At 72.4% G+C, this 15,306-nt stretch carries 13 protein-coding genes; 5 read left to right on the top strand and 8 right to left on the bottom strand.

The features are described 5' to 3' along the window. Positions 1 to 101: 101 nt before the first annotated feature. The 4 genes from OCS65_RS16635 to OCS65_RS16620 all read right to left on the bottom strand — a co-directional run bounded on the left by OCS65_RS16635 (position 102) and on the right by OCS65_RS16620 (position 5,019). On the bottom strand, positions 102 to 1,340 hold the full coding sequence (locus OCS65_RS16635) for an HRDC domain-containing protein (RefSeq protein WP_006938094.1): 1,239 nt from the start codon (positions 1,338 to 1,340) through the stop codon (positions 102 to 104). Between the two features lie 119 nt (positions 1,341 to 1,459). Next, on the bottom strand, positions 1,460 to 2,836 hold the full coding sequence (locus OCS65_RS16630) for a WS/DGAT/MGAT family O-acyltransferase (RefSeq protein WP_231772873.1): 1,377 nt from the start codon (positions 2,834 to 2,836) through the stop codon (positions 1,460 to 1,462). Positions 2,837 to 2,954: 118 nt separating this feature from the next. Next, complete coding sequence (locus OCS65_RS16625; RefSeq protein ID WP_029543440.1) at positions 2,955 to 4,367, bottom strand: WS/DGAT/MGAT family O-acyltransferase; 1,413 nt, start codon at positions 4,365 to 4,367, stop codon at positions 2,955 to 2,957. 76 nt (positions 4,368 to 4,443) lie between these two features. Further along, entirely contained in the window at positions 4,444 to 5,019 is a 576-nt protein-coding gene (locus OCS65_RS16620; protein ID WP_006938090.1) for a DUF3000 domain-containing protein, read from the bottom strand. A gap of 116 nt (positions 5,020 to 5,135) precedes the next feature. Here OCS65_RS16620 and hemE point away from each other — a divergent pair, with 116 nt between their 5' ends. Genes hemE through hemQ form a run of 3 tightly spaced genes read left to right on the top strand, consistent with a single transcriptional unit; the run spans position 5,136 to position 8,295 of the window. Next, on the top strand, positions 5,136 to 6,233 hold the full coding sequence (gene hemE / locus OCS65_RS16615; RefSeq protein WP_006938085.1) for a uroporphyrinogen decarboxylase: 1,098 nt from the start codon (positions 5,136 to 5,138) through the stop codon (positions 6,231 to 6,233). Next, positions 6,230 to 7,594 carry a protoporphyrinogen oxidase gene (locus OCS65_RS16610; protein WP_231772872.1) on the top strand — a complete coding sequence of 455 codons (1,365 nt, stop codon included), beginning with the start codon at positions 6,230 to 6,232 and terminating at the stop codon, positions 7,592 to 7,594. The genes hemE and OCS65_RS16610 overlap by 4 nt, the downstream gene beginning before the upstream one ends. Before the next feature lie 5 nt (positions 7,595 to 7,599). Further along, a complete protein-coding gene (gene hemQ / locus OCS65_RS16605) occupies positions 7,600 to 8,295 on the top strand; it encodes a hydrogen peroxide-dependent heme synthase (protein WP_006938082.1) in 696 nt (231 codons plus the stop codon). 49 nt (positions 8,296 to 8,344) lie between these two features. Here the strand turns inward: hemQ and OCS65_RS16600 are convergent, their stop codons facing one another. Beyond that, entirely contained in the window at positions 8,345 to 9,289 is a 945-nt protein-coding gene (locus OCS65_RS16600; protein ID WP_231772871.1) for a lactate/malate family dehydrogenase, read from the bottom strand. A gap of 147 nt (positions 9,290 to 9,436) precedes the next feature. On the opposite strand from OCS65_RS16600, the gene OCS65_RS16595 reads away from it, so the two are divergent. Beyond that, positions 9,437 to 11,722, top strand: coding sequence for a molybdopterin-dependent oxidoreductase (locus OCS65_RS16595; RefSeq protein WP_080688482.1), 2,286 nt, complete (start codon positions 9,437 to 9,439; stop codon positions 11,720 to 11,722). Between the two features lie 90 nt (positions 11,723 to 11,812). Here OCS65_RS16595 and OCS65_RS16590 read toward each other — a convergent pair whose 3' ends face one another. Beyond that, positions 11,813 to 12,778 carry an L-lactate dehydrogenase gene (locus OCS65_RS16590; protein ID WP_029543449.1) on the bottom strand — a complete coding sequence of 322 codons (966 nt, stop codon included), beginning with the start codon at positions 12,776 to 12,778 and terminating at the stop codon, positions 11,813 to 11,815. A gap of 66 nt (positions 12,779 to 12,844) precedes the next feature. Between OCS65_RS16590 and OCS65_RS16585 the strand changes: the two genes are divergently transcribed. Then, entirely contained in the window at positions 12,845 to 13,570 is a 726-nt protein-coding gene (locus tag OCS65_RS16585) for an HAD family hydrolase (protein ID WP_006938076.1), read from the top strand. Here OCS65_RS16585 and msrB read toward each other — a convergent pair. Continuing rightward, a complete protein-coding gene (msrB, locus tag OCS65_RS16580) occupies positions 13,533 to 13,961 on the bottom strand; it encodes a peptide-methionine (R)-S-oxide reductase MsrB (RefSeq protein ID WP_037201669.1) in 429 nt (142 codons plus the stop codon). The two genes, OCS65_RS16585 and msrB, sit on opposite strands and share 38 nt — an antisense overlap. Before the next feature lie 10 nt (positions 13,962 to 13,971). Beyond that, entirely contained in the window at positions 13,972 to 15,279 is a 1,308-nt protein-coding gene (locus OCS65_RS16575) for a glycosyltransferase family 87 protein (protein ID WP_006938070.1), read from the bottom strand. Positions 15,280 to 15,306 lie beyond the last annotated feature (27 nt).

The following is a 15,306-nucleotide window of genomic DNA, read 5'->3' as shown; positions in this document are numbered from 1 at the left end:
AACAGCGGGTATGCGGAAGCGCTCGACACCGAGGCGGTGGCGAATGCAGGGATCGGGCGTGACGCGACCGTGGGTCCGCGGGCCGGGACGGTGGGAACGGGTCAGTCCGCGGTCAGCGCCTTCGCCAGGCGCGGCGCCGTCAGCTCCCGCTGCCAGGGCCGTGCCCCGTCGGTGGCGAACCGTTCCTCGATGTACGCGACGACGTCGGTATCCGCCGACACCCGCCACTCCCAGCACAACCGGCGCACCAGTTCGGGGCCGACGAGATTCTCCACCGGCACCTGGACCTGCTCGCTGAGCTCGGCGAGCGCGGCACGGGCCGCGGTGAGCCGCGCGGCGGCGTCGGGATCGTGCCGGGCCCAGCGGTTGGCCGGCGGCGGGCCGGTGAACGGCTGTGTAACGGGTGGCAGCTCCGATTTCGGCAGCGCCCGGGCCCGCTCGATCGCTCCCAGCCACACCCGCGACGACCGGCGCTGCCGCGGCCCCCCGAAGACCGGCAGGGCGCGCAGCTCGTCGACGGTACGGGGGGCGGCCTCGGCTGCGGCGACGATCGCGGAGTCCGGCAGCACCCGGCCCGGGGCGATGTCCCGGCGTGCCGCGAGTTCGTCTCGCGCCGTCCACAGCTCGCGCACGATCGCGAGCCGCCGCGGATCCTTGAGGGTGTGGATGCGGGAGGTGCGGCGCCAGCGGTCGGGCTTGGGGGCCGGAGGCCCGGCGCGACGGATGTGCTCGAACTCCTGCGCGGCCCACTCCGACTTGCCCTGCTGCTCGAGCTCGGCCGCCATCGCGTCCCGCAGCTCGACGAGGATCTCGACGTCGAGAGCCGCATAGTTCAGCCAGGCGTCGGGGAGCGGCCGGGTGGACCAGTCGGCCGCCCCGTGGCCCTTGCGCAGCTCGAAACCGAGGGTGCGTTCGACGATGGCGGCCAGCCCCACCCGATCGAAGCCGGCGAGACGCCCGGCCAGTTCGGTGTCGTAGAGCACCGCGGGCCGCAGGCCCAGCTCGTCGAGGCCGGGCAGGTCCTGGTCGGCGGAGTGCAGCACCCACTCGAGATCGTTGATCGCCGCCGCGAGCGGCGCGAGCGCGTCGGCCGTCGGGATCGGGTCGAGCAGCACCGTGCCGGCGCCGGCGCGACGCAGCTGCACCAGATAGGCGCGCGCGGAGTACCGGAAGCCCGAAGCCCGCTCGGCGTCGACGGCGAGCGGCCCGCTGCCCGCGGCGAGCGCTTCCGCCGCCGCGGCCACCCCGGCTGCCGTGGTGACGACCTCGGGGACGCCGTCACGCGGGGTCAGCAGCGGGACCGTCGCCCCTGCGGGCTCGTGTTCGTTGGCTACCGACATGGTTCGTGACTCTATCCGGGTGGCGGTGGTCTGGGCGTCGACCCGGTCAACCGCGCGGTCGACGTGCCGATTCCCGGTGTGACGAGTGGCACACGACCGCGCGGGCTGCTGCGCGGATTCTACGGTGCGGTGTCGAGTTCGTCGAGCGCCGAAGGGAAGGCGTCGACGAGCGCCCAGACGTCGGGAACAAGTTCGGGGCACGTGAGCACGCCGACATCGAGCGCGCCGTCCAACGACATCACGGTGATGTTGAGTCCGACCCCGTGGAAGATCGGTCCCAGCGGGTACATGGCCCGGATCCGGGCCCCGAGGAAGTACAGGGGCATCGCAGGGCCGGGCACGTTCGAGACCACCAAGTTGTGGACCACGGGGTGGCGTTCCGCGAGCCGCAGCGACGCGTACGTGCGCATCGCCGCGCCGAACACCGCGGGCGCCATGAACTGCGTCCAGTCCTGCAGCAGGCTTGCGCCCAGGGCCGAATTATGTTCTTTGGCAAAGGCATTCGCATCCGCGATCGCGTGCAGTCGCTCGATCGGATCGGCGATGTGGGTGTGCAGGCTCGCGAACATCGGCGAGACCTGGTTGCGTCCGGGCCGGTCCGACTTGCCGCGCACCGACACCGGGACCATGCCGATCAGCGGGGAGTCGGGGAGCTCGTCGCGGTCGGCGAGGTAACGGCGCAGCGCACCGGCGCACACGGCCATGACCACGTCGTTGACCTTCACCCCGTGCTCGTCCTTCACGGACTTGACCCGGCCCAGGTCGAACTGCGCGAATCCGACGCTGCGGTGGCCGGTGATCGTGCCGTTGAAGGAGGTGCGCGGAGCGGTGAACGGTGCCGGCATGGCCTCGCCGCGACGGGCCCGGGTGATCCACCGGGGCACCAGCTCCACGGTCTTGGGCAGCGCCCGCACCAGCCCCAGCGGGCGGGTGGCGACGTTGAACAGGCCGCCGAGGGCGATCCCGAGCGCCGAGCCGCCGCCGGCCCCGTCGGTGACAGGCTCGGGCCGTGGCGCGTCCGGTTCGAGGCTGCACAGCTGCGCCACGAGGTCCGCGCCGGTGACGCCGTCGGCGCCGGCGTGGTGGATCTTCGTCATCACCGCGACCGATCCGTCCTCGAGGCCCTCGATCACCACCATCTCCCACAGCGGCCGGGAGCGGTCGAGCGGCTGTGCGGCGATGTGCCCGCACAGGTCCGCGAGCTCCTCCCGGCGCCCGGGCGCCGGGACCGCGACCCGGTGCAGGTGGCGGTCGAGGTCGAAGTCCGGATCGTCCACCCATACCGGATGGTCGAGGTTGAACGGGCTGTCGGCGATCTTCTGGCGGAACAACGGTACGGCCGTGAGGCGGGCCGCGAGTTCCGCGCGCAGTGCCTCGTAGCGGTACCCGTCCGGAACGGTCGTCGTGTCGAGGACGATCAGTCCGCACACGTGCAGCAGCTGCGTCGGCGTCTCGAGGTACAGGAATCCGGCGTCGAGGCCGCTGAGTCGATGCATGGCCACATTCTAGAACAGGTTCTAGTATCGGCGGGGGAACCTGGTCCACCTGCCCGAGCGGGTCTTCGTCGCCCCGGCGGTCCGGAACCCGTTCCCCGGGCGCCGCGACGGGCGCCGGTCAGCTCGGCGCGGCGAGCGGGGCCGGCGGAGCGCCCGGCACTCGGTCGGCCAGCTCCGCGAGAGCAGCCGGGAAGCCGTCGGCCAGCCGCCACAGGTCCGGCAGCAGGTCGGGGCACGACTGCAGGCCGAAGTGCAGGCCGCCGTCGAGCGACAGGACGGTGATGTTCAGGCCCGCGCCGTGGTAGATCGGCCCGAACGGGTACAGCGCGGTGATCCGCGCGCCGAGGTAGTACAGCGTGTCCGTCGGCCCGGGGATGTCGGAGACCACGAGATTGTTCAGCACCGGGAGCACGTTGGGCAGCCGCAGCGCCGAATACAACCGCAGGGCCGCCCCGAACGCCGCGCCCGGAGCCACCTGGCCCCAGCTGCCGAGCAGGTCGGGGTCGAAGGTGGCGTGGTGGGCCTTGGCCGCAGTCTCGTCCGCCGCGACGGCGTGCAGCCGCACGACGGGATCGGCGATCTCGGTGTGCAGCCGCCCCATCAGCACCGAAATCTGGTTGCCGGCGTCCCCCCGGGCGCGTCCGTGCACCGAGACCGGGACGGCGGCCACCAGGGGAGAGGCCGGCAGTTCGCCGCGGGCGGCGAGATATCGGCGCAGAACCGAGGCGCACAGGGCCAGCACGACATCGTTGACCGTGACGCCGAACGCGCGCTTGACCGCCTTCACGGCCGCGAAATCCAGCGTCACGAATGCGACGTTGCGACGGCCGGTGACGCGGCGGTTGAACGACGTCCGCGGCGCCGTGAGCGGCACCGCCATCGCCTCCCCTCGCCGCGCCCGGCCCACCCACCGGGGCACCATGGCCGCGCTGGACCGCACCGCGCGGGCGAGGTCCAGCGGCCGGGTGGCGAGATCGGCAACGCCGCCCGCGGCGACGGTCAGGCGGTTCGCCCCACCGACGCCGGGCGACTCGGGCCGCGGTGGCGGGGCGCCGGGTTCGCGGTCGCACAGCTGCGCCAGCAGGGTCGCCCCGGCGAGGCCGTCCACGACGGCGTGGTGGATGCGCGTCAGCACCGCGACCGAGCCGTCGGCCAGTCCCTCGAACACCGCGGTCTCCCACAGCGGCCCGGACCGGTCGAACCGCTGGGCGAAACGCTGCCCACAAAGCACGGCCAGTTCGGCCGCGGTGCCCGGGGGCGGCACGGTGAACCGGCGCACGTGCCGGCCGACGTCGAAATCGGGGTCGTCCACCCACACGGGATGGCCGGGATTGAGCCGGGAGTCGACCACTCGCCGGCGCAGCAGCGGCACCGCCGCAACGCGCGCCTCCAGGTCGGAGCCGAGCCGTTCGAAGGAGTAGCCGCCCGGCACGGTCGAGACGTCGAGCAGGGCCAAGCCGCCGATCTGCACGGGCAGCCCCGGCGAGTCGGTGTAGAGGAGCGCGGCGTCGAGCCCGCTGAGCCGACGCATGCCTCGATCATAGGACCGCGGGGTGCGCCGGTGCACCGCTCTCCGTGCCGTCGGCGACTCGGGACTCGGCGACGGCTCAGTGCTGCAGGCGCGTCACGCCCGCCGGGGGCAGGCCCGCCGCATACGCGAGCACCTCGCAGAACGCCTCCACGTGCGGTCCGAGCTCGCCGGACTGTGCGGTCCACGACGCCCGTAGCTCCAGCTGATGCGCCCGCGCCGGGCCGGCGATGTCGCCGAAGCGCACCGAACTCGTCGACGTCACGGTGCCGCCGAGCGCCGTCAGCGGCTCGCCGTGCGCGTCGAGCGCATCGACCAGCCAGCTCCAGGCCACCTCCGGCAGCAGCGGATCGGCAGCCAGGGTGGCGTCCACGTCGGCCTGGATGTAGGCGACGAGCCGCATGGTGCCGTTCCAGGCCTCGTCGCCCTCCGGGTCGTACAGCAGGATCAGCCTGCCGAACGCGTCGCCCTCCGATTGCTCGGGCACCAGGTCGGTGTCCGGATGGAGCACCTCCGCGCCCAGCGCATAGCTGTACGGAGCCAGCCGCTGCGGCGGCCGGATCGGACCCACCTCGATCTCCGGCCGCACGGTGGCCGCGTTCATCGAGTCGATGGCAGCGCGGAACTGGGCCGGCTCGGCGGGCGAGGTGGTCACGACAGCGGACGTTAGACCGGGTGACCGGGACCACGCGGGAGGCGCGCCGATTCCGGAGGGGTGGCCGGGCGTGGCAGCATGGGCAGCGACCCGTGCCCTTGGACGAACGAGGATCAATGACCGGCCTGGAGAACACGAACGTCGGCTCCACCCCGCGTGTGGATTACCCGACGCGGCGCCAGCTCCCGCAGGCGCCCCTGCTCGCCGCCGCGCGGGGACTCGAGCCGGCGCACCGGCCCGTGTGGTTCATGCGGCAGGCCGGCCGGTCGCTGCCGGAGTACCGCGAGATCCGGGCGAACATCGGCATGCTCGAGTCCTGCTTCGATCCCGAACTGGTCTGCGAGATCACCCTGCAGCCGGTGCGCCGGCACCGGGTGGACGCCGCGATCCTGTTCTCGGACATCGTCGTTCCGCTCAAGGCCGCCGGGATCGACCTCGACATCGTGGCCGGGACCGGACCGGTGATCGCGAACCCCGTGCGCACCGCGGCGGACGTCGCGAAGCTGCCCACCCTCGAACACGACGAGGTCGGTGCCGTCGCACGGGCGGTGGGGCTGCTCACTCGCGAACTCGGCGACGTCCCGCTCATCGGCTTCGCCGGGGCGCCGTTCACCCTCGCCTCCTACCTCGTCGAGGGCGGACCCAGCCGCAACCACGAGCGCACCAAGGCCCTCATGCACGCCGATCCGCGCACCTGGCACGCCCTGCTGGGGCGGCTCGCCGACATCACGATCGCGTTCCTGCAGGCTCAGCTGCACGCCGGCGTCGACGCGATCCAGCTGTTCGACTCGTGGGCCGGCGCGCTGTCGCTGGCCGACTACCGCGAATTCGTGCTGCCCCATTCGGAACGCGTGTTCGCCGAGGTCGAGTCCGCCGGCGTGCCGCGCATCCACTTCGGTGTCGGCACCGGCGAACTGCTCGGCGCCATGGGCGAGGCCGGCGCCGATGTGGTCGGCGTGGACTGGCGGGTGCCGCTGGACGTCGCCGTCACCCGGGTGGGGGCCGGAAAAGCGTTGCAGGGCAATCTCGATCCCGCGATCCTGTTCGCCGGACCCGAGGTGGTCCAGGCCGAGGTGCGCCGCATCGTCGCCGAGGGTGACCGCGCCCGCGCCGCGGGGGCGACCGGGCACATCTTCAACCTCGGGCACGGCGTCCTGCCCGACACCGATCCGGACGTCCTCACCGCCGTCGTCGAACTGGTGCACTCGCTGTGAGCGGTGCAGGAGCACCGAGCGTCGCCGTCGTCGGCGGCGGCATCACCGGGCTCGTCGCGGCGTACCGGTTGCGTCGCCTGCTCGGCGCGCACGCCCGGATCGTCCTCCTCGAGGGCTCCGAGCGGCTCGGCGGGAAGCTGCGCACCGTGCCGCTCGCCGGGGATCCGGTCGATGTGGGGGCGGAGGCGTTCATCGGCCGCCGCCCCGAGGTCCCCGCGCTGCTCGAGGAGCTGGGCCTGAGCGACCAGCTCGTGCACCCGTCCGGGGCCCGGCCGCTGATCTACGCCGGTGCCGCGCTGCATCCGCTGCCCAGCGGCACCCTGATGGGGATCCCCGCCGACGCCGGGTCGCTGACCGGTCTCGTCGACGCCGACACCCTTGCGCGGATCGCGGCCGAGCCCACCGTCCCGCTGTACTGGGACCGCGCCGGCGACGTCTCGGTGGCCGACCTGGTCGCCGACCGGTTCGGCGAGCAGGTGGTGCGCCGCTCCGTCGACCCCCTCCTCGGCGGCGTCTACTCCGGGCTCTCCGACACCGCGGGCGTGCGGGCCACCCTGCCGACCCTGGCCGCAGCCCTCGACGCGGGTGCCCCGAGCCTGAGCGAGGCGGTCACCCGTGCGCTGCCGGAGCCCTCGGACGCGCCGGTGTTCGGCACCCTGCGCGACGGCTACGGCACGCTGCTCGACGCGCTGGAGAAGGCCGCCGACGCCGAGATCCGGCACGCCGCCGCGAGCGGTCTGCGCCGCGCCGGCGGCCGCTGGAACCTCGACCCGATCGGACCCGTCGACGGTGTCGTCCTCGCGGTGCCGGCCGACCGTGCCGCCGAGCTGCTCGCCGACGCCGTCCCGGCGGCGGCCGCGCAGGCGTCCCGGATCCCGCTCGCCTCGTCCGCGGTGGTGGCGCTGGCACTGCCGAGCGGTGCCGCGTTGCCGCAGAACTCCGGGATCCTCGTCGCCACCGGCGAGGACCTGTCCGCCAAGGCGTTCACCCTGTCGAGCCGCAAGTGGCCCCACCTGGCCGGGCGCGACGTCGCGCTGGCCCGCGCGTCGTTCGGCCGTTACGGCGAAGCCGCGATCGTCGACGCCCCCGACGACGAGCTGATCGCCCGCGCTCGCGCCGACCTCGCCACCGTCACCGGGGTCACCGACGAGCCCGTGGCCACGCTCGTCCAGCGCTGGCACGGCGGCCTGCCCCAGTATCGGGCCGGGCACCTCGACGTGGTCGCCGTCCTCGAGGACGCGATCGCTACCGTCGACGGCCTCGAGGTCGCCGGCGCGATGCTTCACGGCGTCGGAGTCCCCGCCTGTGTCGCATCAGGCACGACGGCCGCGACGCGGCTCGCTACGCGAGTGGCAGGATGAGCGGCATGGCACGTCTCGACTTCGACAAGCTCAACTCCACCCTCCGCTACGCGATGTTCTCGGTGTTCCAGGTCCGGCCCGGTGTCCTCGGCGAGGACCGCACCGCGGCGATCGAGGACGCGCAGAAGTTCTTCGCGTCCTTCGAGAACACCGATGTGATCGTCCGCGGCATCTACGACGTCGCCGGCGTCCGCGCCGACGCCGACTTCATGATCTGGACCCACGCCGAGCGGCTCGAGGATCTGCAGAAGCTCTACTCCGATTTCCGGCGCACCACCGTCCTCGGCCGCGCCAGCGCTCCGGTCTGGTCGAACGTCGCGCTGCACCGGCCGGCGGAGTTCAACAAGAGCCACGTCCCGGCCTTCATCGCCGGCGAGGACCCCGGCAACTACATTTGCGTCTACCCCTTCGTGCGGTCGTACGAGTGGTACCTGCTGCCCGACGCCGAGCGCCGCAAGATGCTCGCCGACCACGGCAAGGCCGGCCGTGGCTACCCGGACGTGCGCGCCAATACCGTCCCCGCGTTCGCGCTCGGCGACTACGAGTGGATCCTGGCGTTCGAGGCGCCCGAACTGGACCGCATCGTCGATCTCATGCGTGACCTGCGCGCCACCGAGGCCCGCATGCACGTCCGGGAGGAGACCCCGTTCTTCACCGGTCCTCGCGTCGACGTCGAGAAGCTGATCACCGCGCTGCCCTGACCCGCGCCGCGGCGCCGCCACCGGGGACGGCGCCGCAGCCCGGGCGTGCTCAGGCGGGCAGCCCCGCGATCCGCTCACCGATCCGTTTCGCCGCCTCGCGCAGCAGTTCCAGTTCCTCCGGTGTCAGGTCCAGCTCGACGATGCGCCGCACGCCGCGGCGCCCCAGGACCACCGGGAGACCGACGAACACGTCGCCGATGCCGTACTCGCCGTTCGGGCGCACCGTCGCCGACACGACCGTTCCCGAGTCGGCGACCATCGCCAGCACCATGTGCGCGGCGGCGGTGCCGGGACCGAAGAACGCGCTGCCGGACTTCAGCAGCCCCAGAACCTCCGCGCCCGAGGTGCGGGTGCGGTCGACCAGCTCGTCGAGGCGCGCGGCGTCGAGACGCGCGGCGATCTCCGGTGCCTGCGACAGCGGGATCACCATCTCCTCGCCGTGGCTCCCGAGCGCCACGGCGCCGAGCTCCCGCGCCGCCCCGGCCCCGTCCGCGACGGCCAGCGCCCGGAACCGCCCCGCGTCGAGCAGCCCGGCCATGCCCAGCACCTGCTCCGCCGGCAACCCCGAGCTGCGCCACGCCTGGTACGTCATCTCGTCCAACGGGTTCGTCACCACGACGAGCACCACGTCGGGGGAGACCGCCGCCGCGCGCCCGGCCACGTCGCCGACGATCCGGGCGTTCGTCGCGGTGAGGTCGCTGCGACTCATCCCCGGCCGGCGGGCCTTGCCGGCGGTGATGATCACGTAGTCCGCGGGACCGGCCTCCTCCAGCGACACCGCCCCCCGTACCCGCGTCCCGGAGCCCGTCAGCGCGCCGGTGTGGGTCAGGTCCAGAGCGATCCCCGCCGCCAGGCCGGGTTCGACGTCGACGAGCACGACCTCGTCGAACACGTCCGCGTCGGCCAGGCGCATCGCCGAGATCATGCCGACGTGCCCGGCTCCGACCACCACCGCGCGGGCCGGGGCCCCGCCGGATTCGACACCTTCCGCCATCAACGCCTCCCTCTCGTCGGGTACGGCTGCCGCCGTCCGTCGATGCCCACGCTAGGTCCCCGGGCGCCGCTCGGCTCGCCGATCGGACGCTGCGCGCCCACTGGCAGACTGTGCCCCATGAGTTCTCGAGCCGTGCGACACCAGCACATGGCGCACTGGGGGATGTTCGAGGTCGAGACGGACGAGGGCGACGTCACCGCCGTGCACCCCTTCGAAGGCGACACCGATCCGTCGCCGATTCTCGCCAACGCCGTCGGCTCGGTGCGGCACCGGTCGCGCGTGGCCGGACCTGCGGTGCGCCGGGGCTGGCTCGAAGCAGGACCGGGCCCCAGCGACCGACGTGGGGTCGACGAGTTCGTCGCGGTGTCCTGGGACGAGCTGACCGAGCTGCTCGCCGGTGAGCTGCGGCGCGTGGTCGACACGCACGGCAACCGGGCGATCTTCGGCGGCTCGTACGGCTGGTCGTCGCCGGGCCGGTTCCACCACGCGCAGAGCCAGGTCCACCGGTTCCTGAAGATGCTCGGCGGTTACACCCGATCGGTGCACAGCTATTCGCTCGGCGCGACCGGCGTGATCATGCCGCGCGTGGTCGGCACGCACTGGAAGCTGTTCGCCCGCGCCACGAACTGGGACGTCATCGCCCGCGAGACCGACCTGATGGTGTGCTTCGGTGGGGTGCCGCTGAAGAACACGGCGGTCAACGACGGCGGCACCAGCCACCACCCCACCCGCGGCGCGCTCGACGCCCTGCGCGCCCGCGGCGGGACCGTGGTGTCGATCAGCCCCCTGCACGACGACCTGCACGGCGCCGCCGAGCGGCTCGCGCCCCGGCCCGGCACGGACGTCGCGGTCATGCTCGCCCTCGCCTACGTGCTCGCCACCGAGGACCTCGCCGACCGCGACTTCCTCGACCGCTACTGCGTCGGCTACGACCGGTTCGAGGACTATCTCCTCGGCCGCACCGACGGCGTCGCCAAGACCCCGCGGTGGGCAGCCGGCCTGTCCGGCCTGCCCGCAGAGGCCATCGCCGCGCTGGCCCGGCGCATGGCCGCGGGCCGCACCCTGATCACGGTCACCTGGTCGCTGCAGCGGGTCCGGCACGGCGAGCAGGCGCCGTGGGCGGGGGTGACCCTCGCCGCGATGCTCGGCCAGATCGGTCTGCCCGGCGGCGGCTTCGGGCACGGCTACGGCTCGATGAACGAACCCGGCATCGCGCCCGTCCCGTATCCGCTGCCGACCCTGTTCCAGGGCGACAACCCGGTCGACGACCTGATCCCGGTGGCCGCGATCTCCGACCTGCTGCTGCGGCCGGGGCAGGAGTACGACTTCGACGGCCGGCGCCTGACGTACCCCGACATCCGGCTCGTGTACTGGGCCGGCGGCAACCCGTTCCACCACCACCAGGACCTGGGCCGGCTGCGCCGCGCTCTGACCCGGCCGGACACGATCGTCGTGCACGACCCCTACTGGACCGCGACGGCCAAGCACGCCGACATCGTGGTGCCGTCCACCACGTCTCTCGAACGCGAGGATCTCAGCTGCACCCGCAACGACCCGCTGCTCGTCGCGATGCACGCCGCCGCCCCCCGATTCGCCGACGCCCGCGACGACTACGACACGTTCGCCGCCCTGGCGCACCGGCTCGGCTTCGGTGAGCGGTTCACGGAGGGTCGCAGCGCCCGCGAGTGGCTCGAGCACCTGTACGGGCAGTGGCGTGGCTTCGTTCTCGCCGACGAGAACCGCGTCGAGACACCGCCCGAGTTCGACGAGTTCTGGCGGCGCGGCCACGTGCGGATGCGCAGCGAGGACGGGCTCACCCTGTTCGAGGAGTTCCGTGCCGACCCGCAGCGCAATCCGCTGGGCACCCCCAGCGGGCGCATCGAGATCTTCTCCGCCGATATCGACGGCTTCGGATACGACGACTGCGCCGGGCATCCCGCCTGGTTCGAGCCGGAGGAGTGGCTCGGGGGCCCGCGGGCGCAGCATTACCCGCTGCACCTGATCGCGAACCAGCCGAAGACCCGCCTGCACAGCCAGCTCGACCACGGCGCCACCAGCCAGGCCTCGAAGATCCGCGGGCGTGAGCCGATCCGGATGCACCCGGACGACGCGGCGGCACGCGGCGTGGCGGCCGACGACGTTGTGCGGGTCTTCAACGATCGGGGCGCCTGCCTGGCCGGCGCCGTCCTCGACGACGGCCTGCTGCCCGGCGTGGTGCAGCTGGGCACCGGCGCCTGGTACGACCCCCTCGACCCGGCCGACCCCGGCTCGATGTGCGTGCACGGCAACCCCAACGTGCTCACCGCCGACATCGGCACGTCCCGTCTCGCACGCGGTTGCACGGGCCAGCACGTGCTCGTGCAGATCGAGCGCTTCGACGGGGAACTGCCGCCGGTCCGGGCCTTCGACCCGCCGGTGATCCGCACGCGCTGACCCTCCCGGCTTCCCGTGCGCCGAGCGAATGTATCGCTCGCTACCGCTACGGAGATCGACGATACATTCGCTCGGAGCCGGGCCCGGCGGTCACAGCCCCAGCGAGCGCTGCACCTCCCGCAGCGTCTGCGCCGACGCCCGCAGCCCGGCGGCCTCGTCGGGCGACAGCGGGATCTCGAGCACCCGGCCGGCCCCGCGGCCGTCGACGATCGTCGGCAGCGACAGGCACACCCCGTCGATCCCGTGCACGCCGCGCTGCAGCGTCGAGACCGGCAGCACCCGGTGCTGGTCCCTCAGCACCGCCTCCACGATCCGGGCGGTGGACAGGCCGATGGCCAGGTTGGTGGCCCCCTTGCCCAGGATGATCTCGTAGGCGCTGCGGACCACCCGCGTGGAGATCTGCTCCCGGATCGCGGCGTCGAACGCCGCCGCACCGTTCTCGTCCCGGTACTCCGTGGCCGGCACCCCGCCCACCGTCGCGCTCGACCACAGCGTGATCTCGGAGTCGCCGTGCTCGCCGACGATGAGGGCGTGCACGTTCTCCACCGCGATGCCGACGTGCTGCGCGACGAGGAAGCGCAACCGCCCGGAGTCGAGAACCGTGCCGGACCCGAGGATCTGTCCGGCGGGGGCGTCGGTCGCGCGGATCGCCGCATACGTCACCACGTCGACCGGGTTGCTGACGAACAGCACCACGGCGTCGGGGGAGAGCGCGAGGAGGGCGGGCGTGAGCTCCTGCACGATGCGCACGTTCGCCGCCGCCAGCTCGAGCCGTGACTGGCCCGGCTTCTGCTTGGCGCCCGCCGTCACGACGATCAGGTCGGAGCCGGCGGTGACGGCGAGGTCGTCGGCGCCGTCGATGCGGCACGCCGGGGCGAACTGGGTGCCGTGGTTCAGGTCGAGCACCTCGGCCCGCACCTTGTCGGTGTTCGGATCGAACAGGGCCAGCGAATCCGCGGAGCCACGGATCAGGCACGCGTAGGCGACGGCGGTGCCGACGCTGCCGGCACCGACGATCGAAACCTTGGACTTGCGGGACGCACGGGTCGTCGACATGGACTCGATCGTCGTCGCTCCGCGCTCGATCCGCAGCCCGACCCCGCGGCCGCTAGCCTTCGAACCATGAGCGTTCCACCGTTCGACGCCGTGCTGTTCGACTTCTCCGGCACGTTGTTCCGGCTCGAGGAGGACGAATCCTGGCTGGCCGACGTCACCGACGACCGGGGCCGACCGTTCGACGTGCACCGGCAGGCCGAGCTGATGCGCCGGATGACCGCCCCGACCGGCCAGCCCGTCGAGATGGATGCCGCCGAGCATCACGCCTGGATCAACCGCGACCGGGATCCCCGCTGGCACCGCGACGCCTACCTCACGGTGCTGCGCCGCTCCGGGGTCGCCGACGAGGAGCAGGCCCTCGGCCTGTACGCGAAGCTGACCGATCCGCGGTGCTGGACGGTGTACCCGGACACGGTCCCGGTGATCGAGGCCCTCGCCGGCGAGGGCCTCGCCGTGGCGGTGCTGAGCAACATCGCCTTCGACATCCGGCCGGCGTTCGCGGCGCTCGGCATCGACGACCTGGTGTCGGAGTTCGTGTTGTCCTTCGAGGTCGGCGCGGTCAAGCCGGAGCCGGAGATCTTCCGCCACGCCGTCGATGCGCTCGGTGTGTCCCCGGAGCGCACGCTGATGGTGGGCGACAGCGAGGAGGCCGACGGCGCGGCCCGACGCATCGGCTGCTCGTTCGCCCTCGTGGAGCCGCTGCCCACCGCCGAGCGTCGCCGGGGGTTGTGGCGGGCCCTGTTCGCGGCCGGCCTCAGTCCTTCGGAACCAGGCGCAGGGAGATCGAGTTGATGCAGTACCGCTGATCGGTCGGGGTCGGGTACCCCTCGCCCTCGAACACGTGCCCGAGGTGGCTGTGGCAGGACGCGCACAGTACCTCCACCCGGCGCATGCCGAGGGAGTCGTCGGACCGCAGGATCACCGCGTCGCTCGTCGCCGGATCGAAGAAGGAGGGCCACCCGCAGTGCGAATGGAACTTCTCGGTGCTGCGGAACAGTTCGGTCCCGCAGGCGCGGCACTCGTACACGCCCTCGGTCTCCGTGTCGGTGTACTCGCCGACGAAGGGCCGCTCGGTGCCGGCCTGCCGCAGCACCGCGTACTCCTCGGGGGTGAGGCGCGCGCGCCATTCGTCGTCGCTCAGGGACACCTTCGGCGCGGGTTCGGTCGGGACAGGGTCAGCCATGCGCTCCACGCTAGCCCTCACCACGGTTCGTCGCCACGAGCTCGGCCTGCGGCGCGGTCTTGCGTTCCGGCAACAGGAACGACGGCTCGATGCCGTCCGCCAGCCGGCCCTCCCGCCGGGCGGCCAGGTACCGGTCGAGCAGCACCGCGAAGATCACGATGAGCAGCAGCGACCAGCCGAACGTCGTCTTCATGTACTCGGCGGCGCGGCCGGCCTCCGGCCACCGCCCCGACAGCCAGCTGTCGTAGCTCATGAAGCCGTAGACCGCGAGCCACGCCGGCCAGTTCCGCATCACCGAGTTGGGCAGCACCACCGTCATCAGCAGCGGGAACAGCATCATCGAGTAGTACATCTGGCCGAGCGAACCGAGCAGGAACGACGCGGTGAGCAGCACCCCGGTGCTCGTGCCGACGAAGAACAGCTCGTCGTGGCGGCAGTACCGGTACAGCAGCCACAGCGAGACGACGACCATGACACCCAGCACGACGCGCAGCGCGAGGATCAACCACGCCGGCAGGCCGTAGTACATGCCGTTGCCGACGATCGCGCTGTTGAAGTAGTCGCGCGCCTCGAACAGGTACGGCGTGGTGCGCTCGACGAACGCCCACGCATCCACCGAGAGCGGCCACGCGACGAGCGTCAGTCCGAGGGGGACCGCCGCGGCGGTGGCGAACACCTTCCACTGCCGCCGCACGAACGGAATCAGCAGCAGCGGCGCGAGGATCGGTTTGACCGCGAACGTCAGCCCGATCGCGACGCCCGCCCACAGGTCGCGCCGCCGGAGCAGCAGCGCCAGGAAGGTGACCTCGCCGAGCAGGACGAGGCCGTTGATGTTGGTGAACACCAGGGTGTTCGTCACCGTCTCGGAGCTGAACGCCGCGAGCAGCAGGATCGGCGCGAGCACCGAGTCGAGGCCGTAGCCGAACATCCGCAGCAGCAGGTACAGCGCCACGATGATCGCGATCGCGTTGGCGATGATGAACAGCCACCGCGATCGCTCCGGGTCGATCACCGCGATCGGGGAGATCAGCAGGGTCCCGGACGGCGGGTACAGGTAGTGCGGGTCCACCCACTCGAAGTTCGCGGTGTACACGGGCCGGCGGTTGAGAAACGCCAGGGCCGCGTTGTAGACGGGGGTGAAATCGTCGGTGCGGAATCCGTTGACGGCCTTGACCGCCACACGGTGCAGCACCGTGAGCACGGCCAACGGCCACACAACGCACTTGACCACCTCCGCGGTGGTGCGGGCGGTGCGGGGCTCGAGGCGGCTGAGGAACACTACGGCACGGTACACCGGGAGCCGGTGGTGGCCACCCACCGTCCCCTCCTCGCGGCGCCGGGCCCG

It is taken from the genome of Rhodococcus aetherivorans, assembly GCF_025722975.1.
GTDB classification, from domain to species: domain Bacteria; phylum Actinomycetota; class Actinomycetes; order Mycobacteriales; family Mycobacteriaceae; genus Rhodococcus; species Rhodococcus aetherivorans.
This window is presented reverse-complemented; position numbering and strand designations above follow the sequence as displayed.

What these genes read in the sequence shown, in the direction of transcription:
- OCS65_RS16635 (WP_006938094.1), bottom strand. Translation starts at nt 1,340, where the DNA reads ATGTCGGTAGCCAACGAACACGAGCCCGCAGGGGCGACGGTCCCGCTG.
- OCS65_RS16630 (WP_231772873.1), bottom strand. Translation starts at nt 2,836, where the DNA reads ATGCATCGACTCAGCGGCCTCGACGCCGGATTCCTGTACCTCGAGACG.
- OCS65_RS16595 (WP_080688482.1), top strand. Translation starts at nt 9,437, where the DNA reads ATGGCGCACTGGGGGATGTTCGAGGTCGAGACGGACGAGGGCGACGTC.
- msrB (WP_037201669.1), bottom strand. Translation starts at nt 13,961, where the DNA reads ATGGCTGACCCTGTCCCGACCGAACCCGCGCCGAAGGTGTCCCTGAGC.
- OCS65_RS16600 (WP_231772871.1), bottom strand. Translation starts at nt 9,289, where the DNA reads ATGGCGGAAGGTGTCGAATCCGGCGGGGCCCCGGCCCGCGCGGTGGTG.
- OCS65_RS16590 (WP_029543449.1), bottom strand. Translation starts at nt 12,778, where the DNA reads ATGTCGACGACCCGTGCGTCCCGCAAGTCCAAGGTTTCGATCGTCGGT.
- OCS65_RS16625 (WP_029543440.1), bottom strand. Translation starts at nt 4,367, where the DNA reads ATGCGTCGGCTCAGCGGGCTCGACGCCGCGCTCCTCTACACCGACTCG.
- hemQ (WP_006938082.1), top strand. Translation starts at nt 7,600, where the DNA reads ATGGCACGTCTCGACTTCGACAAGCTCAACTCCACCCTCCGCTACGCG.
- hemE (WP_006938085.1), top strand. Translation starts at nt 5,136, where the DNA reads ATGACCGGCCTGGAGAACACGAACGTCGGCTCCACCCCGCGTGTGGAT.
- OCS65_RS16585 (WP_006938076.1), top strand. Translation starts at nt 12,845, where the DNA reads ATGAGCGTTCCACCGTTCGACGCCGTGCTGTTCGACTTCTCCGGCACG.